General features: G+C 64.4%; 40 protein-coding genes, 1 tRNA gene and 1 pseudogene. 17 read left to right on the top strand and 25 right to left on the bottom strand.

Annotation, left to right across the window (positions count from 1 at the left end; genetic code table 11):
- Positions 1-576: 576 nt before the first annotated feature.
- The 21 genes from LL962_RS16600 to LL962_RS16695 form a co-directional block, all read right to left on the bottom strand.
- Positions 577-1809 carry a tyrosine-type recombinase/integrase gene (locus LL962_RS16600; RefSeq protein WP_228317679.1) on the bottom strand — a complete coding sequence of 411 codons (1233 nt, stop codon included), beginning with the start codon at positions 1807-1809 and terminating at the stop codon, positions 577-579.
- Between the two features lie 262 nt (positions 1810-2071).
- Positions 2072-2281: a helix-turn-helix transcriptional regulator gene (locus LL962_RS16605; protein WP_104605280.1), complete on the bottom strand. Its 210-nt coding sequence runs from the start codon at positions 2279-2281 to the stop codon at positions 2072-2074.
- The gene (locus tag LL962_RS16610) at positions 2278-2499 is read right to left on the bottom strand and encodes a hypothetical protein (protein WP_104605282.1); all 222 of its coding nucleotides are present in this window, start codon (positions 2497-2499) and stop codon (positions 2278-2280) included. Before LL962_RS16610 ends, LL962_RS16605 begins: the two co-directional genes overlap by 4 nt.
- Positions 2492-2815 (bottom strand): hypothetical protein, encoded by a 324-nt coding sequence (locus LL962_RS16615; protein WP_104605284.1) that lies wholly within the window; start codon positions 2813-2815, stop codon positions 2492-2494. The genes LL962_RS16610 and LL962_RS16615 overlap by 8 nt, the downstream gene beginning before the upstream one ends.
- Positions 2812-3027: a hypothetical protein gene (locus tag LL962_RS16620; protein ID WP_104605286.1), complete on the bottom strand. Its 216-nt coding sequence runs from the start codon at positions 3025-3027 to the stop codon at positions 2812-2814. The genes LL962_RS16615 and LL962_RS16620 overlap by 4 nt, the downstream gene beginning before the upstream one ends.
- Entirely contained in the window at positions 3024-5540 is a 2517-nt protein-coding gene (locus LL962_RS16625; RefSeq protein WP_228317680.1) for a DNA methyltransferase, read from the bottom strand. Before LL962_RS16625 ends, LL962_RS16620 begins: the two co-directional genes overlap by 4 nt.
- A complete protein-coding gene (locus LL962_RS16630) occupies positions 5537-6952 on the bottom strand; it encodes a DNA cytosine methyltransferase (RefSeq protein ID WP_228317681.1) in 1416 nt (471 codons plus the stop codon). The genes LL962_RS16625 and LL962_RS16630 overlap by 4 nt, the downstream gene beginning before the upstream one ends.
- Positions 6949-7104 carry a hypothetical protein gene (locus tag LL962_RS16635; protein WP_016850478.1) on the bottom strand — a complete coding sequence of 52 codons (156 nt, stop codon included), beginning with the start codon at positions 7102-7104 and terminating at the stop codon, positions 6949-6951. Before LL962_RS16635 ends, LL962_RS16630 begins: the two co-directional genes overlap by 4 nt.
- The gene (locus LL962_RS16640) at positions 7101-7358 is read right to left on the bottom strand and encodes a hypothetical protein (protein WP_016850479.1); all 258 of its coding nucleotides are present in this window, start codon (positions 7356-7358) and stop codon (positions 7101-7103) included. Before LL962_RS16640 ends, LL962_RS16635 begins: the two co-directional genes overlap by 4 nt.
- Positions 7355-7657: a hypothetical protein gene (locus tag LL962_RS16645; protein WP_043088983.1), complete on the bottom strand. Its 303-nt coding sequence runs from the start codon at positions 7655-7657 to the stop codon at positions 7355-7357. Before LL962_RS16645 ends, LL962_RS16640 begins: the two co-directional genes overlap by 4 nt.
- Positions 7654-7827: a hypothetical protein gene (locus LL962_RS16650; protein WP_228317682.1), complete on the bottom strand. Its 174-nt coding sequence runs from the start codon at positions 7825-7827 to the stop codon at positions 7654-7656. The genes LL962_RS16645 and LL962_RS16650 overlap by 4 nt, the downstream gene beginning before the upstream one ends.
- Before the next feature lie 53 nt (positions 7828-7880).
- On the bottom strand, positions 7881-9659 hold the full coding sequence (locus LL962_RS16655; protein WP_228317683.1) for a hypothetical protein: 1779 nt from the start codon (positions 9657-9659) through the stop codon (positions 7881-7883).
- A gap of 2 nt (positions 9660-9661) precedes the next feature.
- Positions 9662-10075 carry a hypothetical protein gene (locus LL962_RS16660; protein WP_228317684.1) on the bottom strand — a complete coding sequence of 138 codons (414 nt, stop codon included), beginning with the start codon at positions 10073-10075 and terminating at the stop codon, positions 9662-9664.
- A 2-nt stretch (positions 10076-10077) separates the two neighbouring features.
- Positions 10078-10923, bottom strand: a complete 846-nt coding sequence (locus LL962_RS16665) for a hypothetical protein (RefSeq protein WP_228317685.1) — start codon at positions 10921-10923, stop codon at positions 10078-10080.
- 668 nt (positions 10924-11591) lie between these two features.
- A complete protein-coding gene (locus LL962_RS16670) occupies positions 11592-11870 on the bottom strand; it encodes a KTSC domain-containing protein (protein ID WP_228317686.1) in 279 nt (92 codons plus the stop codon).
- Entirely contained in the window at positions 11867-12475 is a 609-nt protein-coding gene (locus tag LL962_RS16675) for a hypothetical protein (RefSeq protein ID WP_228317687.1), read from the bottom strand. Before LL962_RS16675 ends, LL962_RS16670 begins: the two co-directional genes overlap by 4 nt.
- Before the next feature lie 38 nt (positions 12476-12513).
- Positions 12514-12768: a hypothetical protein gene (locus tag LL962_RS16680; protein ID WP_228317688.1), complete on the bottom strand. Its 255-nt coding sequence runs from the start codon at positions 12766-12768 to the stop codon at positions 12514-12516.
- A complete protein-coding gene (locus LL962_RS20920; RefSeq protein ID WP_255626387.1) occupies positions 12765-12887 on the bottom strand; it encodes a hypothetical protein in 123 nt (40 codons plus the stop codon). Before LL962_RS20920 ends, LL962_RS16680 begins: the two co-directional genes overlap by 4 nt.
- Complete coding sequence (locus tag LL962_RS16685) at positions 12887-13102, bottom strand: hypothetical protein (protein WP_228317689.1); 216 nt, start codon at positions 13100-13102, stop codon at positions 12887-12889. The genes LL962_RS20920 and LL962_RS16685 overlap by 1 nt, the downstream gene beginning before the upstream one ends.
- Positions 13099-13338 carry a hypothetical protein gene (locus tag LL962_RS16690; RefSeq protein ID WP_228317690.1) on the bottom strand — a complete coding sequence of 80 codons (240 nt, stop codon included), beginning with the start codon at positions 13336-13338 and terminating at the stop codon, positions 13099-13101. Before LL962_RS16690 ends, LL962_RS16685 begins: the two co-directional genes overlap by 4 nt.
- Positions 13335-13700, bottom strand: coding sequence for a hypothetical protein (locus LL962_RS16695; protein ID WP_228317691.1), 366 nt, complete (start codon positions 13698-13700; stop codon positions 13335-13337). Before LL962_RS16695 ends, LL962_RS16690 begins: the two co-directional genes overlap by 4 nt.
- A 75-nt stretch (positions 13701-13775) precedes the next feature.
- On the opposite strand from LL962_RS16695, the gene LL962_RS16700 reads away from it, so the two are divergent.
- On the top strand, positions 13776-14351 hold the full coding sequence (locus LL962_RS16700; protein ID WP_228317692.1) for a hypothetical protein: 576 nt from the start codon (positions 13776-13778) through the stop codon (positions 14349-14351).
- Between the two features lie 249 nt (positions 14352-14600).
- On the opposite strand, the gene LL962_RS16705 is transcribed toward LL962_RS16700, so the two are convergent.
- The 3 genes from LL962_RS16705 to LL962_RS16715 are packed head-to-tail and all read right to left on the bottom strand — an operon-like array spanning position 14601 to position 15856.
- Positions 14601-14951: a hypothetical protein gene (locus LL962_RS16705; protein ID WP_228317693.1), complete on the bottom strand. Its 351-nt coding sequence runs from the start codon at positions 14949-14951 to the stop codon at positions 14601-14603.
- 13 nt (positions 14952-14964) lie between these two features.
- On the bottom strand, positions 14965-15261 hold the full coding sequence (locus LL962_RS16710) for a hypothetical protein (protein ID WP_228317694.1): 297 nt from the start codon (positions 15259-15261) through the stop codon (positions 14965-14967).
- A 19-nt stretch (positions 15262-15280) separates the two neighbouring features.
- A complete protein-coding gene (locus LL962_RS16715; protein WP_228317695.1) occupies positions 15281-15856 on the bottom strand; it encodes a helix-turn-helix domain-containing protein in 576 nt (191 codons plus the stop codon).
- Between LL962_RS16715 and LL962_RS16720 the strand changes: the two genes are divergently transcribed.
- Entirely contained in the window at positions 15855-16127 is a 273-nt protein-coding gene (locus LL962_RS16720; RefSeq protein ID WP_228317696.1) for a YdaS family helix-turn-helix protein, read from the top strand. The two genes, LL962_RS16715 and LL962_RS16720, sit on opposite strands and share 2 nt — an antisense overlap.
- A gap of 25 nt (positions 16128-16152) precedes the next feature.
- Here LL962_RS16720 and LL962_RS16725 read toward each other — a convergent pair whose 3' ends face one another.
- Positions 16153-16575, bottom strand: coding sequence for a hypothetical protein (locus LL962_RS16725; protein WP_228317697.1), 423 nt, complete (start codon positions 16573-16575; stop codon positions 16153-16155).
- 261 nt (positions 16576-16836) lie between these two features.
- Between LL962_RS16725 and LL962_RS16730 the strand changes: the two genes are divergently transcribed.
- The 15 genes and pseudogenes from LL962_RS16730 to LL962_RS16800 all read left to right on the top strand — a co-directional run bounded on the left by LL962_RS16730 (position 16837) and on the right by LL962_RS16800 (position 24137).
- On the top strand, positions 16837-17313 hold the full coding sequence (locus LL962_RS16730) for a phage regulatory CII family protein (RefSeq protein ID WP_228317698.1): 477 nt from the start codon (positions 16837-16839) through the stop codon (positions 17311-17313).
- Positions 17310-17501, top strand: coding sequence for a hypothetical protein (locus LL962_RS16735; protein WP_228317699.1), 192 nt, complete (start codon positions 17310-17312; stop codon positions 17499-17501). The genes LL962_RS16730 and LL962_RS16735 overlap by 4 nt, the downstream gene beginning before the upstream one ends.
- The gene (locus LL962_RS16740) at positions 17498-18454 is read left to right on the top strand and encodes a hypothetical protein (protein ID WP_228317700.1); all 957 of its coding nucleotides are present in this window, start codon (positions 17498-17500) and stop codon (positions 18452-18454) included. Before LL962_RS16735 ends, LL962_RS16740 begins: the two co-directional genes overlap by 4 nt.
- 2 nt (positions 18455-18456) lie before the next feature.
- Positions 18457-19833: pseudogene (dnaB, locus tag LL962_RS16745) on the top strand (replicative DNA helicase); the annotation flags it as partial.
- A gap of 110 nt (positions 19834-19943) precedes the next feature.
- Positions 19944-20483 carry a DUF1367 family protein gene (locus LL962_RS16750; protein WP_228317701.1) on the top strand — a complete coding sequence of 180 codons (540 nt, stop codon included), beginning with the start codon at positions 19944-19946 and terminating at the stop codon, positions 20481-20483.
- A complete protein-coding gene (locus tag LL962_RS16755; protein ID WP_228317702.1) occupies positions 20480-21427 on the top strand; it encodes a phosphoadenosine phosphosulfate reductase domain-containing protein in 948 nt (315 codons plus the stop codon). The genes LL962_RS16750 and LL962_RS16755 overlap by 4 nt, the downstream gene beginning before the upstream one ends.
- Positions 21424-21819, top strand: coding sequence for a hypothetical protein (locus LL962_RS16760; RefSeq protein WP_228317703.1), 396 nt, complete (start codon positions 21424-21426; stop codon positions 21817-21819). Before LL962_RS16755 ends, LL962_RS16760 begins: the two co-directional genes overlap by 4 nt.
- Positions 21816-21989: a hypothetical protein gene (locus LL962_RS16765; protein WP_228317704.1), complete on the top strand. Its 174-nt coding sequence runs from the start codon at positions 21816-21818 to the stop codon at positions 21987-21989. Before LL962_RS16760 ends, LL962_RS16765 begins: the two co-directional genes overlap by 4 nt.
- Positions 21986-22231 (top strand): hypothetical protein, encoded by a 246-nt coding sequence (locus LL962_RS16770; protein WP_228317705.1) that lies wholly within the window; start codon positions 21986-21988, stop codon positions 22229-22231. The genes LL962_RS16765 and LL962_RS16770 overlap by 4 nt, the downstream gene beginning before the upstream one ends.
- Positions 22228-22479 (top strand): hypothetical protein, encoded by a 252-nt coding sequence (locus LL962_RS16775; RefSeq protein WP_228317706.1) that lies wholly within the window; start codon positions 22228-22230, stop codon positions 22477-22479. The genes LL962_RS16770 and LL962_RS16775 overlap by 4 nt, the downstream gene beginning before the upstream one ends.
- Positions 22476-22997: a hypothetical protein gene (locus tag LL962_RS16780; protein ID WP_228317707.1), complete on the top strand. Its 522-nt coding sequence runs from the start codon at positions 22476-22478 to the stop codon at positions 22995-22997. Before LL962_RS16775 ends, LL962_RS16780 begins: the two co-directional genes overlap by 4 nt.
- The gene (locus tag LL962_RS16785; protein ID WP_046735406.1) at positions 22994-23242 is read left to right on the top strand and encodes a hypothetical protein; all 249 of its coding nucleotides are present in this window, start codon (positions 22994-22996) and stop codon (positions 23240-23242) included. The genes LL962_RS16780 and LL962_RS16785 overlap by 4 nt, the downstream gene beginning before the upstream one ends.
- On the top strand, positions 23232-23831 hold the full coding sequence (locus tag LL962_RS16790) for a hypothetical protein (protein WP_228317708.1): 600 nt from the start codon (positions 23232-23234) through the stop codon (positions 23829-23831). The genes LL962_RS16785 and LL962_RS16790 overlap by 11 nt, the downstream gene beginning before the upstream one ends.
- Positions 23832-23847: 16 nt before the next feature.
- Positions 23848-24090 carry a hypothetical protein gene (locus LL962_RS16795; RefSeq protein WP_228317709.1) on the top strand — a complete coding sequence of 81 codons (243 nt, stop codon included), beginning with the start codon at positions 23848-23850 and terminating at the stop codon, positions 24088-24090.
- Positions 24053-24137 (top strand) — tRNA-Tyr (locus LL962_RS16800). The genes LL962_RS16795 and LL962_RS16800 overlap by 38 nt, the downstream gene beginning before the upstream one ends.
- Positions 24138-24236: the final 99 nt, after the last annotated feature.

A 24236-nucleotide genomic window follows, 5' to 3' on the forward strand; every position in this document is an offset into this window, starting at 1 on the left:
CAGTTGCATCGTCGTCGTCCCGTTGCGTCTGTGCGATTGTCGCAGGATCAGGCGGAGTTGTTCAGAGTTTCCTTAGGCTTTTCCAGCGAGCTTTGCGATGCATCCAGCTGCGTAAGTCGCTGAAGTTATTGCCTCGATTCACCCCTGGACGGGACACGTCTCATAAACGATAGATGCACCACATTTGGATGATTCCGAAAGCATTGACCAAGATTCGGCAAGCGCTCTACCTTTTTCGCACCGCATACCTGCGGCAATCAAAAAACGACAGATAGGGGAAGCTATATGGGAAAGTTTACGGAGACCGCTCGCAACATCCTCGCCGGCGCACTTGCGCGTTTCGGACTGGAGGTTTTCACGGAGCACGCGACTCCATGGCAGGAAGGCTTCTGGATCGACCGGGAGCCGGGGCGCTTCCTTTGCATCGGCATGGGGCGCCGAGTGCTGTGGATTGCACCGCTAGTGTCCGTCAGCGCTGCTCCGTGAGCCCTGCATCCGTCGCCTCTTTAGGCAATTAGCTACCAGAAGGAGCTACGTCTATGGCTCCTCGGTTTGCGGACCTGGCATCTGGCGGCGCTATGCCGCCTTCGTCTTGAATGGGACCACCACGGCGCCAGTATCTGCACGCAATCCATCCAGATAATCAGCCCAGCCCTGCATCATCTTTCGGCGTTCTGCGAGGTGCGCGGTACGATTGTAAGCGCGGCCGTTGGGGTCTCGTACTGCGTGCGCCAGCTGATGCTCAATGAAGTCGGGTCGGTAGCCCAAGGTTTCGTCCAACAGAGTGCGAGCAGTTGCTCGAAAGCCGTAGACGGTCATCGTGTCGCCGTCGTATCCCATACGGCGCAGGGCGGCTGTGAGGGCGTTGTTGCTCAACGGGCGGCGAGGGGAGTTGCCGCCTTTGAAGACGTACTGCAGGTGTCCGGTAAGCGGGTGAAGATTCCGCAGAATCGCGACTGCCTGGCTGCAAAGGGGCACTAGATGCGGCTGGCGCATCTTCATTTTCTCGGCAGGGATGTTCCACTCGGCCCGATCCAAATCAATCTCTGACCACTCGGCATGTCGTAGTTCTCCCGGGCGCACGAATAGCAGCGGAGCAAGGCCGAGGGCTGCCCGAGTCGTCGCATCGCCCGTGTAAGCGTCGATTGCCCGCAGTAGTGCGCCCACGTCCTTGGGGTCGATGATGGCCGCGTGGTGCCTCCCCTGCGGGGATGCGAGTGCACCCCTTAGGTCTGCCACTGGATTTCGGTCAGCACGGCCGGTGGCGATGGCGTAGCGCATGACCTGACCGCAATTCTGCATGATGCGGTGGGCCGACTCGACGGCGCCTCGTTCCTCGATCCTATGGGCCACTTTTAGGAACTCTGGTGCGGTCAGTTCTGCGACCGGGCGTGAACCGATCCACGGGAAAACGTCATTGCCCATCCATGCGATGACTTTGACCCGATAGCTCTCAACCCATTTTTGCTTACCCAGCCATTCACGCGCGACGATCTCAAAGCTGTTTGCTGCTCGCTCACCGGCTGCGGCCTTGGTGGCCTGTCGCTGCGCGCTGGGATCGATGCCTCCGGCAACCAGTCGCCGGGCCTCCTCTCGGCGTTCGCGAGCGGCCGCCAGAGTGACATCTGGGTACACGCCCAGGCTGATGGTCCGGCGCACGCCTGCGATGCGGTAATCCAGGCGCCAGCCGTGACGTCTGCCTTCCCCAATCAAGAGATAGAGGCCGCCACCGTCCCGCATCGCCTTGTCGCCGGGTTTGGCCTTACGGATCAATAGATCGGTGAGGGGCTTAGCGATAGAGCGGGCCATGACAGTAGGCGAATCTAGAGCAAGGGAGTTACTGTCAACCCTACTGTCACCTACTATCGGACTTCAAGAGGTCGTGTCGGACGATGCTGGACACAAAAAAGGCCGGAACCTTTGATTTCTCTAGGGTTTCCAGCCTTTGTTGTACGTCGCTGGACGTATAGATGGTGGAGGTGGGCTCTACCGCAGATTCGACCTAACGTGTTGAAATTACAAGCGTTGGCCTATCCGATTACGGCCAGATGCCCCCACAGATACCCCCAGCTCAAGCCGCCTTGTCCCGCTGGGCGATTTGCTGGTTGATCCAGTCGGCGACCTCGGACTCCACCCATACCGACGAAGTGCCAAGGTGGAGGGGCTGCGGGAAGGTCTTATCTCGGATGCGGCTGTAAAGGGTGGACTTGGACATGCCGACGCGCTCAAGCACATCGCGCAGCCGGAGAAGCCGCTGGGTGGTGGTTGGGGTGTTGCTCATCGGGTCGTCTCCGGTTGATTGGTGTTGCAGATAGGGCAGGGGTGCCCACGGCGGGCTTCGGTGTCGTTCTCGAAGGACATCCAGTCGCCGCAGTGGCCACACTTAGGGCAGACCATGTGGGCCAAGGTGATGTGGCCGTCATAGCCGAAGTCGTCGCCGTGCATCATCACGCGCGGCTTTGCCCGGGCAGGCTTGGTGCCGGGGAAGAGGTCAGCCATTGCAGCCTCCCAGCACTCCCCGCTCTGCGCTGCGCAGTGCTCGCGCCAGCTTTGGCGCCCACCAGGCCGGCCTGCCGATGATGGTGCCAGCGGGCATCTCACGCTCAAGCCATTGCACGAACAGCTCCGGCACGCCCGCGGCAGCAGGGGCTGCCTGCAGCTCGGAGAGGGCTTCCAGCATCTCGATCCAGTTGCGGATAGCGACCGGCGCATGGCCTTGCGTGACTTCGCAATCCTCTGCGACGCCAGCATAGTTGCGCATCGACGCGATGATGTCGGACAGAGTCGGCGTCTCGGGGGTGATGGTCGGGGTCATGCTGCTTTCTCCTGTTTCGCCAGCGCGGCGCGAAGCTGCTCGGCCTGGCCCTGGCATGTGTTGATGGCTTCTGCGCAGATGGCGCGCAGAGCCTGGTTCTCGGCGGTGACCCGCTCGATGTGGTCGGCGGCCATGGCCAGCTGCTGCCGGAGCAGATCCTTGGCCGGCTGTTTCATCCGGCGGGGCTCGCGCGGGAAGAGCTGGGGCTTCATGCGGCCCGGTCCTGAGGCTGCGGTTCCATCGTTGCAAACAGATCCGGCATCGCCATTTCGCGCTCGGCGGCCTGCAGGTACTTCACCCCGTCCATGAAATAGGCCGTGGACAGCTCGGCGGCGCGCCCCTGGCGGCCCAGCTTCAGTGCGCGATATGGCACGGTGAACAGACCACCGAACGGATCGAACACCAGCTCGCCGGTGTTGCTGAAGCGCTGGATCAGCCGGTCGACGATGTCGAACTGCAGCGGGCAGATGTGGTTTTCCAGGCCGCGCCGGGTCTGCTCGCCGTTGAGCGTCAGCATGCGGTTGACGTCGTGCCAGACGTCCGGGTCATGGCTGCCAGGCGCCAGCGACATGAAGGTCGACGGCAGCGCGCCGCGCGCTTCCAGTTCCTCGCCGATGCGCACATGCGTCTCGTAGTCGTAGACCTCGCGCAGCGAGTACTCGGTAAACAGCTTGGCCAGCTTGTCCGGGCCGAGCTGCGCCAGCTCGTCGGCGGTCAGCTGCCGGCGGCCGCTTGAGCGCCAGAACGCATGCGCATCGACCTGCCAGCGCGCCCGCGTGTAATCCGCCTTGTGCTTGCGCACCGGCTCGTCGGCGTAGCCGCGGCTGCGATCGGTCTGCGGCTTGTGCAGCAGCACGATGTACTCCGGCGAGCCGACGCCCATCTTCGTGCCGTCCTTGCACTGCTCCGACCAGCCCAGGCGATAGGTCTGGTTGTTCTCGCGCACCACGTCGGTCACAACCGTGATCAGGCCCATGTAGTCGAAGCCGTGCGAGCGGTAGTGGAAGATCGCCTCGGCGTGGAACGGGCTGACCGTCGGCACGCCGGCGCCGGTCACCGCGCCGAACTGGATACGGTCTTTCACGTGGATGGCGGCGATGCGGCCGGGCTTGAGGATCCGCAGCAGCTGCGTGCTGAGGTGGTCCATCTGCGCCCAGAAGTGCGCGTTGTCGTCGGTGTGCCCGAAGTCGTTGTAGCTCGGGCTGTACTCGTAGTGGTTGGCGAACGGGATCGAGGTCACGATCAGGTCGACGCTGTCGTCGGCCATGCCGCGCGTCTCCACCACGCAGTCGTTGTTCGCGACGGTCCAGCCGGTACCGCTGGCTTCGATCCGCTCCACGCCGATCGAGCGCTGAAGTACTTGCGCCATGGCGGCCTTGCTCAGGCCGTATTCCCTGATGATCTCGCTCATTTTCTCTACCATCTCATCGTGGCGCGCCCACTTCGCTTGCAGGTTGGCCAGCACCTCGCGCTCGCTCTCGGCGTAGACGATCCACACCTCTACCGGGTGAGCCTGCTGGTACCGCTGGATGCGGTGAATGGACTGGATGAAGTCGTTGAACTTGAAGCCGATGCCGGCATAGACCGACAGGTGGCAATGCCGCTGGAAGTTGCAGCCGCTGCCGGCGATGACTGGCTTGGCCGATAGGATCGGGATCAATCCTTCGCTGAAGTCGATGACCGCCTGTTCGCGCTCGTCGAGATCCTGGTCGCCATAGATGCTTACCGCTGCCGGGATGGCCGCCTGCAGCGCATGCCGCTCGGCTTCCAGGTCGTGCCAGATCAGCCAGTGATCATTGGGTCGCGCGGCGATGACCTGCTGCACCGCCTGCACGCGCGCGGCCAGCGTGTCGCGCTTTTCCTTCGCAGCATCCTTCAGGCCCATCGCGGCATCTCGGAACAGCTTGCCCTGGCCGTCTCGCTCGGCACCGGCGCTGGCGTGGTCCACCGGCACCTCAACGTAGTGCACGGTCAGTTCCGGCAGGTCATAGCCCTCATCGCTGTAGCCCAGGTCCGATGGCTTCTGCAGGAACAGCCCCCAGCTCGCGACCCATAGCCAGAACTCCCGCTCCTTGTGCGGGTACAGCGTCAGGTTGTTGGCCTGAGTGCTGTCGCGCTTGAACCAGCGGGTAAGGGCCTGGCCGGTGTCCATCACGCCCAGGAAGCCGGCGTAATGGATCAACTCTTTGTACCGGTTCGGGCTGGGCGTAGCAGTCGCGACGAACCGGTACCGGACGTCATCGAACAGCGTCAGGAACTGCTGGTAGGTCTTCGACCCGAAGCTGCGCAGCACCGACGCCTCGTCCAGGCTAGCGGCGGTGAAGAGGTTGGGATCGAGCTTGCCGTCTCGCACGCTCTCGTAATTGGTCAGGTGGATGCCATCGAAGGCAGGATCCACTTCGGCGCTTGTGCGCACGAAGCGCGTCTGCAGGCCCAGCTTGCCGGCGTCGCGGCGGAACTCTTGCCGCACGCCCAGCGGCACCACGATGCCAACGGCGCCGCCGGCATGTGCGTGCGCCAGCCGCATGATCTCCAACTGCTGCATGCTCTTGCCGAGGCCGAAACGCTCGAATAGGGCGCGCCGTCCGCCGGAGCATGCCCATACGACGCTATCGCGCTGGTGCGGCTTGAGGATCGGGTGCACCTCGTCTGGCGACACGTCGAAGCCGAGCGAGGGGGCTACGCGCACCTTGCGCTCGAGGAACTCGCGGTAGGGGTCAGTCATGCCGCGAGCTCCTGCTGGGCCCAGGTGTGCGCCCGCTGGATGCTTTCGCCGATCCAGCGGATCACCGGCACGGCGAAGCTGTTGCCCAGCATCTTGTAACGCGGGCCATCGGCCATCAGCAGGGACCAGCTCCCGTCCTCTTCCTGGCGCCAGCGCGACTCCGGCCGATCCTTGGTGATTTTGCGGGCTTTGTGCCGGCCAGGCAGCGGCACCAGCGTCCAGTCGTCCTCAGCGCCCTGCAGGCGCTCGCACTCGCGCGGGGTGAGCCGGCGAACCTGCATGCCAACGAGGGCGCCATTGTGTCTGCGCGGACCATTGTTGGCATCCAGAGTAGCGTGCACTTCGTCGATGCGGACGCCAGATTGCGACGACTGGAATGCGACTGCCACCTGTCCGCCAGCGTTCGCATGGCTGTTGGCATGTCCCATGGCGCGCAGTGTTGGCGCAACATCATCTGAAACGCTGCGTGCTGGGTCGCTGTCCTTGCAGCCGAATGCCGTGACCGGGATCAGTGGCGTGCCGCGCCCAGTTCCATCTTCGCTTGCATCGAAGCCTTCAGCCCGAAGTGTGTGCGCAACCTCCTGCACGAGGAACGTCTCGCTTTCGAAGTCGAGCCGACCGCTGGCGCTGGCGCAAGCATTCAAGCATGTGCCAACGTCGATGGGGCCGGACGTGTTGTTACCACCGAATGCAATCAGCTGGCCGCGCTCTGGGTCGTTGACCCCGCCACGGCGGCCAGCGCTTGCCGTAAGGCTTCCGGCAACGCTTTGCCGCGCTTCCCGGCTCGGCGCAGAATCCCCTCGCAAGCTGTCGCGCTCAAGAAGTACTGGTGGCCGACCGGCCCAATCTCCAGTATCGAGGACAGCGAACACGCGACGGCGCCGCTGCGCCACTCCGAACCACTGCGCATCAAGCACGGACCACTCGACGAGGCCGTTGTCGCCCAGTGCCACGCCTTCGTTGCTCCAGCCGTCGGCGGGGACAGTGAGCTCGGATCCTGCCAGCGCGCCAACCACGACAGCAAAGTCTCGGCCCTTGTTACTGCTGAAGGCGCCTGGGACGTTCTCCCAGACCAGCCAACGGGCGCCGCAAAGATGTCGAACTGCATTGAAGATCCTGAGTTGATGGTGGAACAGGCCGGACCGGGCGCCGCCCAAGCCCGCACGTTTGCCGGCCACTGAAAGGTCCTGGCATGGGCTGCCGCCGATCACGACATCCAGCGGACCCAGGGCCCGGACCTGTTCGTCGGTGATGTCGGTGACGCTGCCCAAGTTGGGAACGTGCGGCAGGCGGTGGCGCAGCAGTGCGCACGCAGCCGGATCAATCTCGGCGACACCCTTGCAGCGCCAGCCGAGCGGCGACCACGCGAGGTGCGCGGCCTCCATTCCCGAAAAGAGCGACAGGTAGTTCATCCGCCCCGAGCCTCCCGCTGCGCTTCGTCGCGCAGTTCTTGCAGAGCGGGCACGTGCGTCAGCCGCACCAGCTCGTCGGTCTTGCCGGCCTCGCGGGCACGGGCCAGCGCCCATTCCAGAGCAGCAAGGCGGTCATTTGGATGCATGGTCATGCGGTAACTCCCATGGCGGCCAGGTCGATCTCGTCCACGCGGTCGCGCAGTTGCCGGCGAGCGCGGCGCAGCTGCTTCGCGACGTGGGCCGGCTCATCCTTGGCGGTGAAGGTCAGCGCATGCATGTGCAACGCGCTGGTGTGATCGCGGCGGAACATGCGCCAGGTGACGAATGCACCGTCGCTGGTCGGGAAGCGGCCCCAGGAAAAGCCGCCGTTGCGCTTCGGCGCGCGGCGCGTGAGGTGGCGGGTCATACGGTCGTTCCTTGCGCCTGCGCGATGGCGGCGCGCAGCGAATCGACCGCCGCGGCGTAGCGTTCGCTGTAGGTGGCTTGCTCTGGCGAGCCGAAGACGGTTTGCTCGACCTCAATCATGGCGGTCGCTGCGGCGAGCAAAGCCGGCGCGGCGGCGATCAGGTTGGCGTCTGCAATGGTCTCGAGATCACTTTCCCGAGAAACCAAAAACAGAACACGTCCACAAGGCGCTTCGACGGAAACTTCGTGAGTCATCACGTGGGCTGCCCAAGGCCCGGCAGTGTGCTTCGCAGTGCTCATGCAGCATTCCTCAGCAGGTGAGTGCGCTGCACCGGGCCATGCCACAGCGCAGCGACGTTGTTGAGCCGGATCTGCTCGGGATCACGGCGGATCGGCGCGAGCTTGGTCTGCGCCCGCTTGATGTCGTTCCGGCAGAGCACGCACACGTTGACCACGCGCCCGTTCTGCACCGGAAACTCGGAATCGCTGAGCGACCTTTCACAGCTGGAGCAGACGCGCGACATCAGGCGGCCTGTCTGTAGCTTTCGGCGGCCGCGCGCGCGAACACCTGCTGCATCGCGGAGAACATGGCCGGCAGTTCTGCCGCGTCGTACAGCTTCGAGGCTCGTTCGACGGTCAACGGTAGGAAGCCGAGCTGCGCCAAGCCATCGGCGGTGATCGTCAGCGGTGCGATCTTCGCGTTGATGTCGCCAAGCTTGATGCGCACGACCTGGGCCGGTGCCGGCGCGGCCAATGACTTGACCGCTTGAGCGAGGGCAGGGGACAGGGCAGCGGGAGCCGCCACCACCGGTGCCGACGCGACCACCGGGGCGGGCGCAGCAACAGCGGCGGGCGCCCGCGCAGCAGCAACACGCGCTACCTCGGCCTGGGCGTCGGCGCGACGCTGCGCTTCCTCGCGCTCCTGCTGCTCGCGCGCCAGCTTGGCCGCTTCCTCCTGACGGATCTTCTCGCGCTGCGCTTCCAGGCGCTGCTCGTCGACACGCTTCTGCTCCGTGATGCGCATGGTGATCAGGTTGCGCAGATCCTCCGGCGACTTAGTGGCGCACAGCTGCACGCGGTCATGGAACAGGCCGGCGAAGGTGCCCATCTCCATTTCCAGCACGCGCACGTTCGCGCGCACGCGCTCGGCCTGCTGGCTGGCGGCGATCTTGGCGTTGGCGGCAGCGGTACCGACGGCATCCTGCATGCTGCTGATCGACTTCTTGCCCTTGATCACCGCGCCGATGTCGGCCTGCAGCGAAGCCGGTACCGTCAGCGCATGCGCATCGAGTCCCGCGTTGATGGACGCGTAGTGATCCCGCACCGCCTGCACGCCGTTGGCGACGATCTGGGTGCGGCGGTTGTCCTTCTCGACCTTGACCAGCTTGTCCAGCTCCAGGCGAACGCGGCGCGCTTCGGCGGCGACGTCGTCCATGGTCCGGAACACCGCGTCGATGTCGGCGGTCTGGCCGAGGATCTGCTGCTTCGTTGCCTCCAGCCGCTCTTCGACGCCCTTGCACCACTTCACCGTCTGCTCGGCGTCGGCGAAGTCCTCATCCGTCTGCAGATCGCGGTTGATGCGCGAAAGCACAGACATTGCCGAGCCACGGAACTCGGCCAGGTTGGAGGCCGTGACCATGCCGGTCACCGCGATGTGCAGCGCGGGGAGATGCTGGGGAGCGCGGCCGACGGCAGGCGCAATGGCCGGCTTGTCTTCGTAGGAGCAGACGTCCCGCTCGAACTGATCCCAACCGGCCACGATGCGCTGGCGCAACTCGAGGTTTGGCACGTACCAGCAGTGGCGTTCTTCGACCAGGTTGCCGTCGGCGTCCCATTCCGACGCCATGAACAGCACCCGCTCGCCGCCGGATACCGCCAGTTGCTGTTCCATCTGGATCTGGTGGTAGATCGGCAGGTCGGCGCCGGTGCAGCCTTCGGTCATGCAAGCGCGCAGCGTGGCGTTCAACATCTTGTGCTCGAAGAGCGCGTCGCCCAGCAGCGTGAGTCCGTCAAACGACGCGGATAGCTTCCCATCCACGCCGACGCACGGATACAGGTCTTCGCCAACAATCGCCTCTGCCAGCGGTCGCGCGAGCGCCTCGAAGCGATGGCCATCATCGAAGATCTGCTGCAGGAACCAGCTGATTTCCGATTCAACGCCGGTCGCGCGAACCTTGAGGAGCTCGCTGCGGGTGACGGACGGGAACTCGCCCAGCATCACCGGCGCCTCGCTGGCGTTTAGGTGGGTAGCACGGTGGGCATGCCATTCCGGCGTGCCCTGGATCAGGTTGACGGTCTTCATGCTCAACGCTCCTTCGGGGCTTCGATGGCCACGTTCACGCTCCACTTGGACGTGAGGCTGCTAATAAGGCTGTCCACCAGCACCTGCGCTATCGCCGTGTGCTTGGTCTTCAGTTGCTTCTCAATGGCTTCCTTGATCTTCGGGCGCATGCCCTCAGCCATCTGCCCTACAACGTCGCGCGTGATCTCCTGGATCTTGTTGCGAGCGATGACCTCGACCAACTGGTGCGTGTTGTAGGACGAGTAGGAGTCGACCTTGCCCTCGGAATTGACCTTCTGAGAGAGCGCTTGCTGCACAGCCATCTCAACGAGCTTTGCACCGTCGCCGAGCGCGGCCGTTATTGCGGTGCTGATCGCCTGCTTTATGTACGGCTCAAGCACACTGTTCGGAATCGGGAATTGCATGTTCTCTGCCATGTTCAGCGCTCCACTGCGGTCTGGGTGATGCCGCCGGCAGCGGCAGCGACGTCGCTCTGCGCCTCACCCTCATCGGTCGGCGGGTTACGGATTTCGTCAAGCTGCTCGGCGGTGAACGTCGCCTTCGTCTGCAGCATCGCGATGAGGTCATCGGCGGTCTTCTTGCCGCTGGCGACGATGTCCCACCACTTAGGCAGGTTCGCGGCGAAGTCCGTTTCCGAGTAGGCGGGCAGCTGCTTTTCGGCCTGGCCCTCGATCGCGGCGCGGCCATGCTCAGCAGCCACTGCACCTGCCTGCGGGATGTCCATGATTTCCTCGGCAATCGCCATGCCGCGCAGCACGTCAGTGAACACGTCACGGAGCGCGAACGCGCGGGCGCGCATCTGGCGCATACGCTTCGGGTACTGCGTCCAGGGGCCTTGCTTGCCGACCAGGCCAGCCTTCTTTGCGTCCTCCATGCTGAAGGTCACCAGAGCTTCCTTCTCGCCCTTCCGCTTCACCTTGCAGTGCGCCGTCTCGTTGACGTCCCATTCCTCCACGAACTCGCACACCGGCGAGTTCCGAACCAGCGCAAGCACCGCATCCCCCCAGAGCGCCGCGCGGCCGTTGATGACAGCGATGTTCTGCAGCGCCTGAAGCGGCTTAAGACCCAGCTCCGCGCCCCACTGCATGGCGATCAGGCAATTCGCCGGCTTGCCCTTGAAGTCCTTCGGCACGAGATCGCTCTCCGCGAGGTAATCGGCGAAGGTGAGCGCCTGCTCAAACGTCTGCGGGCTGAGGTCAAACTGCTGGCGCGGCCGGGCGATCTGCGTGCCCTGCTGCTGTGGAATCGTGGCGACTGCGTTCATGGGCGGTCCTTGGGTGGAGAGGTGCCGGCATGGGCGCCGCCGGCTGGCGATGAATTTGGGTGTCCCGTATCGCCGGGACCACGCGGGCCTTTGCCTACCTAGACAAACCACGGACTCGAACCGCACCTCGTCGCTACCAAGCCGTCGGCCAACCATCCGGAATCGAACCGGCACTTACTGGGTGGAGGGGCCGGTGCTGATCTCCGGCTTTCGTGACCGCCTGCGTGGCCGTCGCCCGCAGTTTTGGTAGCTCGTCACGTCGAGTCCCACGGCGCGCATCAGCCTGCGCATTCCCTCCATTGCGGAGCGGCCTGGTCTTCGATACGCAAGACATGGACGCTCGTTGATCGCAAGCCGCTCCGCGATGGATAGGTGCCGGGTACGTCTCCGGCGCGGGACTCTCACCGCCGTGTTGTCCAGGGAAGGCAAGGCCTATAGCGCCTCGCCAACCGCGTTCCCCTGCTGTGCTTTTACGTCCAACGAAACTACCCAAGGGCTTCCAGACGGCCGGTCTTTCCCGACTGCATAGGCTTGTGGCCTCCCGCTCCTTCTTGCGCACGTATCGGCGGTGCGGGCGGTTCCCTTCCTGCCTTTAACGTCTGACCTTCGAGGGTCAATGCGCGGTGCGATCGCGTCCGTGGACACCTGCCACGGATCAGGGTTCGGGATCAGGCCGCGTCGGCGAGCGGGCGGTCTTCGACCTTGCGGTAGGGCCAGCGCACCGGGTCGGCCTTGATCACCTTGTTGAAGTGGCCACCCTTAGACTCGGCCGCCTGCAGCGCGGCGTAGTCCTCGGCGGTCACGTTGTCGTAGTGGTAGAGCGAGGTGATGTCGCCCTTCCAGTTCTTGAAGCGCACGGCGAGGGTCTGGCTGTCAGCGTCGTGGCCGATCGCCGCGATCTGGCGGCTCTCGACATCGATCAGCGGAATGCGGGCGGGCGCGTTCATGCGGCAGCCTTCTGGCCGGCTTCGGCCAGGCGTGCGACTTCAGCAGCGGCCGCGGCGGCGTCCTGTGCATCCAGCGTGTCGCTACCTTCGGTCAGATCCTCGGCAACGGCGCCGGCGCGCTTCGGTGCGATCAACGTCAGCAGCACGTCTTCGCGGATCAGCGCTTCCGACAGCTCGGCCAGTTCCTGCGGCTCCACCTCGGCCGATGCGGTGAACGACATGGCCAGGCTGCCGCCTTCCTTCGGCTCGATCACAAAGCGCTTGAGCTTCACGTCGACCAGCACAATCGGCTCACCGGCTTGCAGCAGGCCGGCCAGGTGCATCTCGAAGCCGGTGAACTCGTGGCTCAGCTTCAACGGCTCCAGCGCCGGATGCTTCACCGCGGTCAGACCATCGCCGCCGATCTGCGGCAGATCCTGCTGCTCGCCCTTCGCCGGCTTGCGGAACAGGTCGTGCCGCAGCGTCGAGTCGAACGAATCGAGCGCTTCATTGCTGACGCTCAGGACGAACTTGATGTCGGCGGCCAGCTGGCGCTCTTCGCCGTGCCGCTGGATGCGTTGGTTGACGTTGGCGATGGACGCCTCGTGCCTTTCGAGCTGAAACATTGGATACCTCGTCGGTGGTGCCGGCGGACCGGCGGGGATCAGCGGATGCCGCGGCGCGGCTGTTCGGGGAAATCAGGTGAGGGGTCGGCAACTGGCAGCGGCTCAGCGCGGTGCGCACGTGCCCTGGCATTGCTCCAGCTCTGCGGCAGGTGCAGCGACAGCACGAAGCCGACAACCAGCACCGCTGAGCAGATCGCGTGCGCTCCCTGTTCGTAGGCAAAGATCGCCAGCGCGGCCAAGAACAAAATCGACTCGCCGAGGAACAGGAAGCGGTAGTAGTGGCGGCCGGTCACGAGAACACCGCCTGGGCCAGCAGCGTCAGAACCGCGCCGATGAGCATGCAGATCAGGGCAAACGGCACGTCCTCGCACAGCATGTGCCGCTGAAATTCCTTCTCGTCCATTTTGTCCATCACGCGGCCTCCGGGCCGTCGCCGATCATGGTTGCCGACTCGCCGGGCTCGCGGACGTGCTGCGATGCCTGCACGCGCAGGGAGCGCACGTTGTCTGGGCGGAAGGTCCGAGCCAGCTGGCCGGCGACCACCGGGCCGTACCCGCGCTCCGTAGCGATCGCGCGCACCAAGTCGGCGCCGCGCGCAGCGGTGGGGAAGGGGATGACGGCACTCATGCGGCACCGCCTACGCGGGCCAGGGCAGCGGTAAGCCGATCAACTGCAGCTCGGTAATCCTTGAGTGGGGCAGCTGCCAATCGCGCAAGCCCCTCAATCCCTGAGGCTGCGGCGATCAACTCGGCAATGGCGGCATCTGCTTCAAGCAGGTTCTCTACCATCCCGGTGTCGCCGCTGGCGCGCAGGTCGGCGATCGTGGCGGCGATCACGCCGCGGACATCGACAGGGGCGCTCATGCCGCCACCCGCCACGGCATTACGGCGACCGGCGCCGGCTTGGCTTCGTACACCGTCAGGTAGTGCTGCACCGCCTCGACGCGCGAGCAGTCCACGTCGTCCATGCGGCCGTTGATCAGCTGCGACAGATAGTCGGTCACGGCGTTGCGCAGGATCTCGGCAGCGCCTTCGTCGTTGCCTTGGGCCAGGTGGCCGGCGATCAGGGCCAGCTGCTCGGTCGTCAGCTCGCCCAGCGCCTCGCTCAGTACGCTGCCATCGCGGTGCAGGGCCAGCGCCAGAACGTCGGCGCGCTCGTCGGACAGCTCATGCCGACTGCAGGTCGCGCAGCCGCATTGCGGGTGGTACGGGTGGCGATTGACCATGGCTCAGGCCTCCCCACGCTGGGCGGACTGGCCGCTATGATCTGAAGGCGAATTCGCGCCAATGGAGGAAGCGCTATGCCTGTCTGGGCACAATGGGTCACGTTCGCGGCTGCCGTTATCGGCTGCGCGGTCGCTGTCTCGAACTTGGCTATCAACTACGTGCGAGGGGCTCGTAGCCTTCGAATCAGCATAAAGATTCAGCCACGCCAAGATGAAGTTAGCCGACTTCAAATCAAGGTCGTAAACCGTGGCGGTGTGGCGGTGACCATCGCGGATATAAGCGTGGTAGGCCGCGGGCGCGGGAAGCGCAAAGCCTATGGCTTGTGGGTCGAGTACGGGGATAAGTTTGCAGGTGCCGTCATCGAAAAGGGCACCGCACGCACTTTCCGCATCGATCCCGAAGCGCTGAACGAACCACTGGACGTCGGTGCAAACGTGGTCCAAGTCACCACTGCGGATGAGCGCGTCTACAGTTGCCGCTTCAGGGAGCTGCTTGACCTCAAGCACGAGCTGCAATGCGTAGTCGTGGAGAACCCCAACGTGCCGTGGCAAGGAAGACGTGTGGTCCGGCGCGACTCGCCTATGAGCAAACCAGCCGACGCAACCGGCAGCCGCTGCAGTGATGGCATGCGGCAGTACGGTGAGCAGTGAAATTGCATTGGACATCCTGGGTCTCCAAGCCACTTCCCGGGACGGGGTCCGGGTTCGGTGCGGCGTGGAGAGACAATACAACCTAGGTTGTCAGTTGGCAACAACTAAAGTTGTAAAGATGCAATGAATACTGTGAATCGATTTGAGCCGATCGATAGGTAAAGCGTAAATATCTCCAAGAACATGCGGTTGTGGGCTCGGCCTGCGCCTTGGGCGCCAGGGCCGGCCTTCGACTAGAAGCTACCTCACCTACTTGCAGGCAACGACCGCGTTGCGTCCCTTCTTGAAGTTAGCGACGTTTAAATCGTTCTGCTGTCGGTACTGAACCCGAGAACCCGATGCTTGTCCCGTCACGTGGACTGTCACCGGGACGTTTCCGCCGACAGGCACCATGACCACCGAAGCAGTTCCATCGCGCATCGTTTTTGATTGCGGCCAGATCTCTGCAAAAGCAGGCTCTAAACAGCCTAGATAGGTCGCTGGATCTTTATCTGAGGTGATGTCGATCAGGGGAGGGCGCTCTGTCGTGCTGCTGTAGGTAGAGCAACCCGATACGCCTAAAGACACTGCACTCAGCAACACAAAGAACTTTGCACGCATATTCCCTTTCTCCCTAACCGTAGCGCGACCTGAGCAGGCCCGCGTCCTCAAATGCAATCCCCTCGCGCATGCAATCCTGCGCGCGCTCAAGGTCCCTGTGAAGCTGCACCAGCGCATCATCCCCCAGACTCTCTAGTCCAGAGATTCCAAAACAGGCCTGGTCGATTAAGACCTGCATGGGGAAACCCCAACGACGTCGAATATGTCTAATCATCCTGCGATGCGACTCGCGCTCGAGTGCATCCATCTCTTTTCCAGGTGAGAGTTCCGTATTGGAGACCACCGCAAATCTAGGTTTGGTGCCGTCCATGGTATGCAGTTCCTTGCTCCTAGCGGCCAGACGCCGCGCCAGATCCTCGAATTGCTTTTTCTCCATCCGTAACTCCCCTCAGTCGCTTCGCCAAAATCTTTGTCAGGTCAAGCACGTTGCTAGGACGGGAAGCGTCCGAGTAAGTGGCGACGACCTGGTAGGCGATCTCGAGTATGACCGGATCCTCGATGAAATCAGGCGGATCGCCTCGAACTTCAAGCAGGTTCCGGGCAACAGAGACCGTTAACGCCATTCTGTCGAAGTCGATTCGCTCAGGCTGAGACGGAGCGATCTGAACAGCGTCGCCCAGCATCGGCCCATCTTCCGAAGCAAGCCACTCGGGCCTGACTCGGCATGCGACGGCTATTTCGGTGAGTTTGCGGGAAGTCTTGGATTGCCCAGAGAGCAGCTTCTGAATTGCTTGCTGGCTGACGTCGACACGCTTGGCTAGCGCGTCCTGAGTGAGCCCTGCGTGCTGCATGGCTTCTGCAATTCGGTCTCTAAGTTCCATCACCGAAGCGTGACAACAGGCGTTGTAGCTCGCAAACAACATTGGTTGTTGACTAATACAACCAGGGTTGTATTCTGGGTGCATGGACACGCCCCCCCTAGAGCGAGCAGTAGAAGCAGCCGGCGGACAAAGCGCCCTGGCCCGACTCCTTTCGACAGACTTGCGCGCCGTGAAGCAGGGCCATGTCTGGGCTTGGATTAATCGAGGCCACGCGGTACCCGCAGAGTTCGTGATGAAGATCGAAGCGGCCACCGGCGTCTCGCGCCACGACCTTCGCCCGGACGTCTTCGGTCCGCCGCCGGCCAACCCCGCAGGGGAGGTGGCCGATGCTGCCTCCCGGCAGGAGGCCGCCTGAGATGTCACCACAGGATCGCAGTGACCTACTCGCCGTCTGCATCGTGGCCTTCGTTGTTGGCACCAACTCTTTCAGCCTCGGCATGGTCGTCCAGAACCATTTGGGACAGCCGCTCTGCGGCGACGAAAGTCGCGCAGAGCGCGAGCATGAACGCGGAAATTCCCATCCAGCTCCAGACAGCGGAGTCAAGAGTGGAGCGTATGGCGTCAACGCCAGCGCTGCCGCCGGCCGTCAGGATTTTCTGGTGGGTTTGGAGATCGGACTTGACCAGCATGTTCGCCGTGCCCAATCCAGCGACACCGAAGACGCTGGCACTCAGGCCTCCGAAGGTGATCCGAATGAAGTAGTCGGAAATGCGCAGACAAACGCGCGGCTTCTTCACCGCCAAGGCCGCCAGTCCTCCCGCGAGCGGGATACAGATGGCCACAGTTAGCTGGATCCAATTCATTTGTCCGTCTCCGGTCGATGTGGTGGTTGGCACCTCGCATCGTACCGGTGGGCGGGCGCCCACCTAGCTTCCCTTCCGTAGCAGCCGAACGTCCATCCGTTCGTTGACCCACCGCAGCGCGAAAACGCTGCCCTTCCATCGAATGATCGTCGTGACATTCGACGCCCGTTTCCTCGCTGCTCTGAGCCGTTTCTGTAGTGCGTCCATGGCGCACATCCTGGCCGGGGCAGGTGTCCTAAACCACGTTCAGGTATCCCGCCCGTGAACATCGCAGATGCAGCACACAAGACCGTTCTGGACTACCCCGGCGGCAGCGTGGCCCTGGCCACCCGCCTCATTTCAGCGAACGACCGCGGCGAAGAGAAGCCCATGTCCGCCGCCGTGCTCCGCAGCAAGGTCAATCCCAACACGCGCACGCACCATCTCACCCTGGCCGAGGCCAGCGAGATCATGGGACTGACCGGCGACTACCGCATCCTGCACGCGCTGGCAGCCGAGCATGACTTCGTTGTCCAGCGCGCTGACACGCCGGTGGCCGGCGACATGATCGCCGCGCTGCTGAAGGCGTCCTCGCTGAAGGGCATGCTCTCGGCCCTCATCGCAAAGGCCATGTCCGACGGCCGCATCACCCCGAACGAGGCGAAGAGCATCGCAGACCTGTGCGGTGACCTGCAGGCGATGGTGGCCGAGGTCGCGCAGCAGGCCTGGTCGGCGGCCAACCAGAGGGCTGCAGCATGATCCTGCAGCTGATCGAGGACTGGCGCCGGGAGCGCCGCATCCGCCGCTTGGCCGAGCAGCTGAGGAAGGCGCAGGGCGCCGGCAAGAAGGGCCTCGCACGCGCCTACTGGCTCGACATGAAGCGCGAATGCGAGGGCCGTAGCGGGCGGCAGGTGAGGCGCATGGAGCGGGCAAGGGGGATGTCGTGAGTACCGACGCTCGCCTCAGCATCGGTCTGCCAGGTCATCCGAAGACGAAGAAGCTGATCCGCCGTCTCGGACCTGCTGCCGGCTGGTCGCTGGTGTGCCTGATCCTCTGGGCACGCGCAAACCGGCCAGATGGTGACCTCAGCGGGATGTCGGCTGAAGACATCGAGCTTGCCGCAGATTGGGCAGGGGACAACGATGCGTTGGTGCGCGAGCTGGCGTCCGTAGGCTTCCTGGACGGCGAGGCGGACGCCTATCAGCTGCACGATTGGGCAGAGCATCAACCGTGGGCAGCTGGCTCCGAGGCGCGCGCGGAAAAGTCGCGATGGGCTGCGCTGTGCCGCCGCCACGGCCGCACCGAGGCTGCCCGGCTAATGCCCGAGTACGCATCACGTCTGCTACAAGCAGTACCCGAGCATGACGAAGGCGTGCCAGTAGCAGAAGAATACCTGCCACTAGCAGAATCTGGCACTGCCCCGTCTCCGATACCGTCTCCGATACCGTCTCCAAGAGCAGAAGCTTCCTCGCTTCGCTCGGAGTCGTCCGCGTCGCTGACGCTGACCAGCGATCCAGCCGCGCCTGCAGACCTGAAATTCCGGAAGGCGCAGCGGATCCAGCAGATCGCCGAGGAAGCCCAGGCAGCCTACAACCGCCTGCTGGCCAAGCCCAACGGCGAGCTGACCGCATGCACCGTGCTGAACAAGCCGCGGCTCAAGGCCGTCGAGAAGGCCCTGCCGACTGTCCGGGCGATCTGCCGGCAGCTCTACGGCAACGAGCGCGTCACCGCGGAGTTCTGGACAGCGCTGTTCGAGACCGCTGCTGACGACGAGTTCCACTCCGGCCGCAAGCCTGGCGGTGCCGGTCACGAAAGCTGGAAACCCGACTTCGAATATCTGCTGCGCGAGAACGTCATCGCGAAGCTGTTCGATCGAGCGATGACGGAGAACGCAGCGTGAGCATGCACGACGACATCGAGCGCATGGCCGCCGAATATGGCACAGAGCGCGGAGAGCGCGCCGATCAGCTCCAGCAGCTGCGCGTGCCGCCGCACAGCGTGGAAGCCGAGCAGGCTGTGCTCGGTGGTCTGATGCTGGTCAACCGCGCATGGGATGACATTGCCGACCTGGTGGAGGAGGGCGACTTCTACCGCCGCGACCATGTGCTCATCTTCCGCGCTATCCGCGAGATGGCGACCGCAAACCCGCGCCGCCCCTTCGACGTTGTGACGCTGGGCGATTGGTTCGAGGCTCAGGGGCTGCTCGACCAAGTCGGCGAGGGCGCATATCTGATCGAGCTCGCCAACACGACGCCGTCGGCGGCCAACATCCGTGCGTATGCGGAGATCGTGGCGGACAAGGCGCGGCTGCGCCGCCTGATCCAGGTCGGCACCGACATCGCCAACGCAGGGTTCAATCCGGAGGGGCAGAGCAGCATCGAGCTGATCGGCAGCGCGCAGTCGCGCATCGGCGCGCTGATGGACAGCCAGCCGTGCGAGCTGGAATCCGTGGCTCCCGTGATGGATCGCGTGTTCGAACGCCTGGGCGAGCGCTCCCGCGACGGCGGAGGCATCCATGGCATCACCACAAGCATTGACGACCTGGACACGCTGCTGGGGGGGCTGAAGCCGGGCGGCCTGTACGTCCTGGCGGCGCGCCCGAAGATGGGCAAGACCACGCTGGCGCAGAACATCGCCGAGCACGTCGCACTGCACCTGCGCAAAGCGGTTGCGGTCTTCAGCTTCGAGATGCAGGCCGAGGAGCTGGGCGACCGCATGCTGGCGTCGGTCGGCGGCATCGATGGCAACCGGATCCGCTCCGGCGACCTGGACGACGTGGACTGGACCAACGTCACCAGCGCGATGCGCAGGCTGCGCGCCGCGGACATCTTCGTCAGCCGACCGCGGCGGGCAAGGGTGGAGCACGTCAGCTCGCAGGCACGCCGGCAGCACGCGCGCAAGCCGTTGGGGCTGATCGTCATCGACTACCTGCAGCTGATGGAAATCCAAGGAGACAACCGGGCCAGCGGCGTCGGCGATATCAGCCGCGGCCTGAAGCTGCTGGCCGGTGAGCTGGGCGTGCCGGTGCTGCTGCTCTCGCAGCTCAATCGCAAGCTGGAGGACCGCCCCGACAAGCGCCCGCAGCCTGCGGATCTGCGTGACTCCGGATCGATCGAGCAGGACGCCGATGCGGTGATCTTCATCTACCGCGACGAGGTGTACCACCGCGACAGCCGCTGGAAGGGCACCGCCGAGCTGCTGGTTCCGCTGCAGCGCAGTGGCCCGCCTGGCGAGGCGCGCGTGCTCTACATGCCGGAGCGCTTCAAGTTCCAGAACCTGCCCGAGTACTGGGAGCCGGCGCCGCTTGAAAGCGACGACGGCAAGCCGGTCCCGCGCTCGCGCGGCTTCCGCAACCTCAAGCCGCGCACTCCGCGGCAGGACGTGGACGCATGACCATGACCAAAGCCGCGAAAAAGGTACGGGCGAAGCGTGCCGCGCGCCCGATCTACCTGGTGGTGCGCAAGCTGATCGACCCCGACACCGGTGAGCTGGTCGGCGCGCTGGTGCCGGCCAACCAGATCGATAGCCGGCTGCTGCGCGAGCGCCGCTTCAACGTCGGCCGCGAGATCCGCGCGGAACTGAAGCAGCCGCGTAACCCAGCATTCCATCGCATGGTGCATGCGCTCGGGCATCTGATGGTGGACGGCATCGAGGGCTTCGAGACGCTGACCGCGCACGACGCGATCAAGCGCGTGCAGACCGAGGCGGGCGTGTTCTGCGAGCCGTTCGAGATCGACCTGGGGCCGCTGGGCAAGGCGTCCGTCGCGCAGCCGCGCTCCATCGCATTCGACGAGATGGACGAGGGCGAGTTCGGCGAGTTCTTCCGCGGCATCTGCGACCACATCGACAAGCGGTACCTGCCTGGGCTGACCGACACGCTGCGCGCCGAATACCTGCTGATGGCCGGCGAGCAGAGGAGGGCGGCATGAAGGCCGTACAACACCTCGTCAATGTCAGCGGAGGCAAGGACAGCACCGCCACATATCTCAAGGCGATCGAGTCTGGCCGGCCGTTCCGCGCCGTGTTCGCCGATACCGGCAATGAGCACGAGGCCACGCTGGAGTATGTCGCTCGCTTGGCTGACCGAACCGGCGGACCTGCCGTTGAAACGGTGCGGGCCGACTTCACCCGCCAGCTTGCGCAGCACCGCGCCTACATCCTGGAAAAGTGGCCAGCGCAAGGCATCTCGGATGCGATCGTGGAGCAGGCCGCCGCGCTGCATGAGCCTACCGGCAACCCGTTCCTCGACCTGTGTATCTCCAAGGGCCGCTTTCCAAGCCGGATGGCGCAATTCTGCACTGAAGAACTGAAGACCATCCCGATCACCACGCAAGTAGTCGGCGAGATGCTGCGTGCAGGCCCGGTGCTGCAGTGGCTCGGCATCCGTGCGGACGAGAGCCGCAACCGAGCGAAGCAACCACGCTTCAATCGGCACGAGTCCGGCTGCATGGTCTGGCGCCCCATCTTCCGGTGGACGGTGGCCGATGTGTGGGCCCAGCACCGGCGCCACGGCATCCCACCGAATCCGCTTTACGCCCAGGGGATGGGCCGCGTCGGTTGCATGCCGTGCATCAACTGCCGGAAGAGCGAGCTACGCGAAATCGCTTCGCGATTCCCGGATCAGATTGACCGCATCGAGCAATGGGAATCGATCGTGGCCTCGGCGAACAAGCGCCGGTCGGCGACTTTCTTCCCCGCGGTGACGGACCCGACCGACCGCGACCGCCCGGGCGAGTACTCGCGCATTCGCACGCTCGTCGAATGGGCGCAGACCGATCGCGGCGGCCGTCAGTTCGCCATGTTCTTCGATGACCAGGCGGGCGGCGGCTGCACCTCAGACCTTGGCCTGTGCGAATTGGCGGAGGCCGCATGAGGCGCGCAATCAAGCCGGCGACACGCGCCGAGCAGGCCTACCAGGACGCCGCGCGCGCGCTCGGCTGCGTCGTCTGCCGCTGGCGCATCGCCGCCGGCCTGCAGCGCGCCATCCAGTGCGGCCACACGCAGATCCATCACCGCAATCTCGGCGACCTGCATGGCCAGCGCCAGATCGGCCAGCACGCGGTCGTCGCGCTCGGCGCCTGGCACCACGACGGCGACCAGATGCCCGGAATGACCCGCGACCGCATGCGCGAGGTCTTCGGACCCAGTTTCAAGCACCACGCCCGCGAGTTCCGCATCTGGACGTTCGATGTCCTGGGCGGCCGCGGGACTGAAGCCTGGCAGACCTACCAGGACCAACTACTCAACATCACGAGGGCGGCATGAATCAGATCGAATACGAAAGGGCCGTGGACACAGGCCGGCGGGCGCGCCAGGCGGGCAAGAAGCGAGACCAGTTACCTCAGTACGGCGCTGGCAGGGACGGCGAGTTGCTGCGCGATGCATGCCAGGAAGGCTGGGATGCAGAAGAAGAGAGCAGGAGGCAGGCGGCATGAGCATCCAGCAATCAGCGAAGCTGATCTCGAACGGCGATCAGCGCGTGGAGAGTCTGACCAAGCGCGAAGAGTTCGCGAAGGCGGCGATGCAAGGGATCATCGGATGCGCCTATCACCAGGATGGCTACGAACGCGTGTCGCGATACGCCGCGATGCATGATATGCAAGTTATCCACTGGGTCGCGCGCGCATCAGTGGAGCTGGCGGACGCGCTGCTAGCCGAACTGGAGAAGCGGGCATGAACTTGCTCACCGACGAGATCAACGAAGTGACCCGCGCCGTCATGAAGAAGCTGATGGCCGTGAAGGTGAACCATAGGGTGCATGTGGGCTTGGATGGCAATGTGGAAACTAGGCGCGCCGACTGCGTGCGAAACGCCTTGCCGGTGCGGACCTTGCTCGGCACCTACAACCATCGGATCACGCACGCAGAGTTGCGCGACGACCTGCTGGATAGGCGCGCGCAGCTCCAGTTGCAGGTGGCGGCATGACCTTTCGCGTAGTGTTCGGAATTGACCCCGGCATGACCGGCGCCGTTGCCACACTGATCGACGGCGAGGCTGGCCCGATCCTGGACATGCCGGCAATGAGGGTCGGCAAAAAGCAGGAAGTCGATGCGCGTGCGATCGCGGTCTTCATCCGCGAGGTCCGCAGCCAGCACCCCGGCGCGGTGTTCGCCGGATGTGTTGAGCGGGTGCGGGCGATGCCGCCGAAGGACGGCCGGCAGGCGGGCGCGCAGTCGTCGATGAACTTCGGCGAGAGCTACGCCAAGGCGAAGGCGGTGCTCGAGGTGATGGGCATCCCCTTCAGCCTGGCCGAGCCGCAGAGCTGGAAGCGCCATTTCGGGCTGATCGGTCAGGACAAGGACGCATCGCGGCAGCTGGCCATCCGCCGCTTCCCGTCCGCCGCGCCGCAGCTGCAGCGCAAGAAGGATGACGGCCGCGCCGAAGCTCTGCTGCTGGCCCTGTGGCACGAGCAGAAGAACCAGCCTGGAGCCCTCGCTGCATGACGCTCAACCCGACGAACCTGAGCCGGCCTGAGGCCTACTACGAGAAGCTGCTGCGGAAGCGGTACGCGGCGGCAGTGCGCAAGCGCGGGCTGTGCGCGTTCTGCAGCTGCCGCGATCGGACGCTGGGGATCGTGCACTGCCAGGGCAACGAGAGCCGGCAGATGGGGATGTGCCAGGACGACGGCAGGCTGCCGCAGTTCCGGCTGGATGATGAAACGTTGGAGGAATTTCGCCATGCGGCGTAATGAAGATCCGCTGCTCGCTGAGCTGCGCCGGTGGGGATATGCCCACGCAAACCGCTACACCCTCAGCCGCGCCGACCGCAGCCGGCACGTGCTGGAAAACGCCAGGGACTACGCGCCGAAGACGGTGGAACAGGCCTTCTGCGAGCTGGTCGATCGCGATGGCCGGCAGCGGCGGCGATTTATGGCCGAGCAAGCTGGGCTGGCCGGCATCCGCGAGGTGCCGGCCTGGGCAGTCGATCCGGTGCGCGCTCGGAACGATGCCGACCGGCCGCACGACAATCCGGAGATTGCCATCGACATCGGCATCCCCGACGACCTGCGCTGGATCGACCGGGCGCTGGCATCAATGAGCCGGCAATTCCTGCTGCGTTCGATCGTGGTCCGAGTGGAATTCACGGTTGCCGCGAGTCAGGCAATCAAGGCCAGGATGGCCTGCGCCGAGTTCGAACGGGAGATGGCAAAGCGCATAGGTGTGGCCTTGCCAGCCATGCCAATGGGAGGGAAGCCCGCTCTGACAGCGCGCCAGTACCGGCACGAGCTGGATGCCGGTGTCGTATGGATGAGGGGAGCGCAGCAGCTTGCCGCTTGACAGCGGCGGCACATAAATGAAAGATATCGGCACTGTCAATAACTCCCTCTCAAACCCGGCCAAGCGCCGGGTTTTTGCGTTTCTGCGGGTCCGGATCAGCCAAACGGGGGCTGATCTGGGGCAAGCACCGGAACCTGCCGGTGGCCCGCGCCAGTTCGCCAGATCCCCTCGCCAGATCAAGCAATGCGACCCGCTGGAGCGCGGGACGGGCATCTACAACCGGGGCGAGTTGCCAGATGGGCGCTGGGCCGGACTGTAAATCCGGCGTCTGAGACTCGCGTGGTTCGACTCCACGTCGCCCCACCATTTCAAGCCGTAGCGGACTGGGAGTTCCCGGTCGCGGCCTGCCGGCATCGTCGCGAGACGCCCGGGAATCGGCTGTGTAAGGCAGCTGCCGGAGCCGTA

The organism is Xanthomonas sp. NCPPB 1067 (assembly GCF_020783795.1).
GTDB classification, from domain to species: Bacteria; Pseudomonadota; Gammaproteobacteria; order Xanthomonadales; family Xanthomonadaceae; genus Xanthomonas; species Xanthomonas melonis.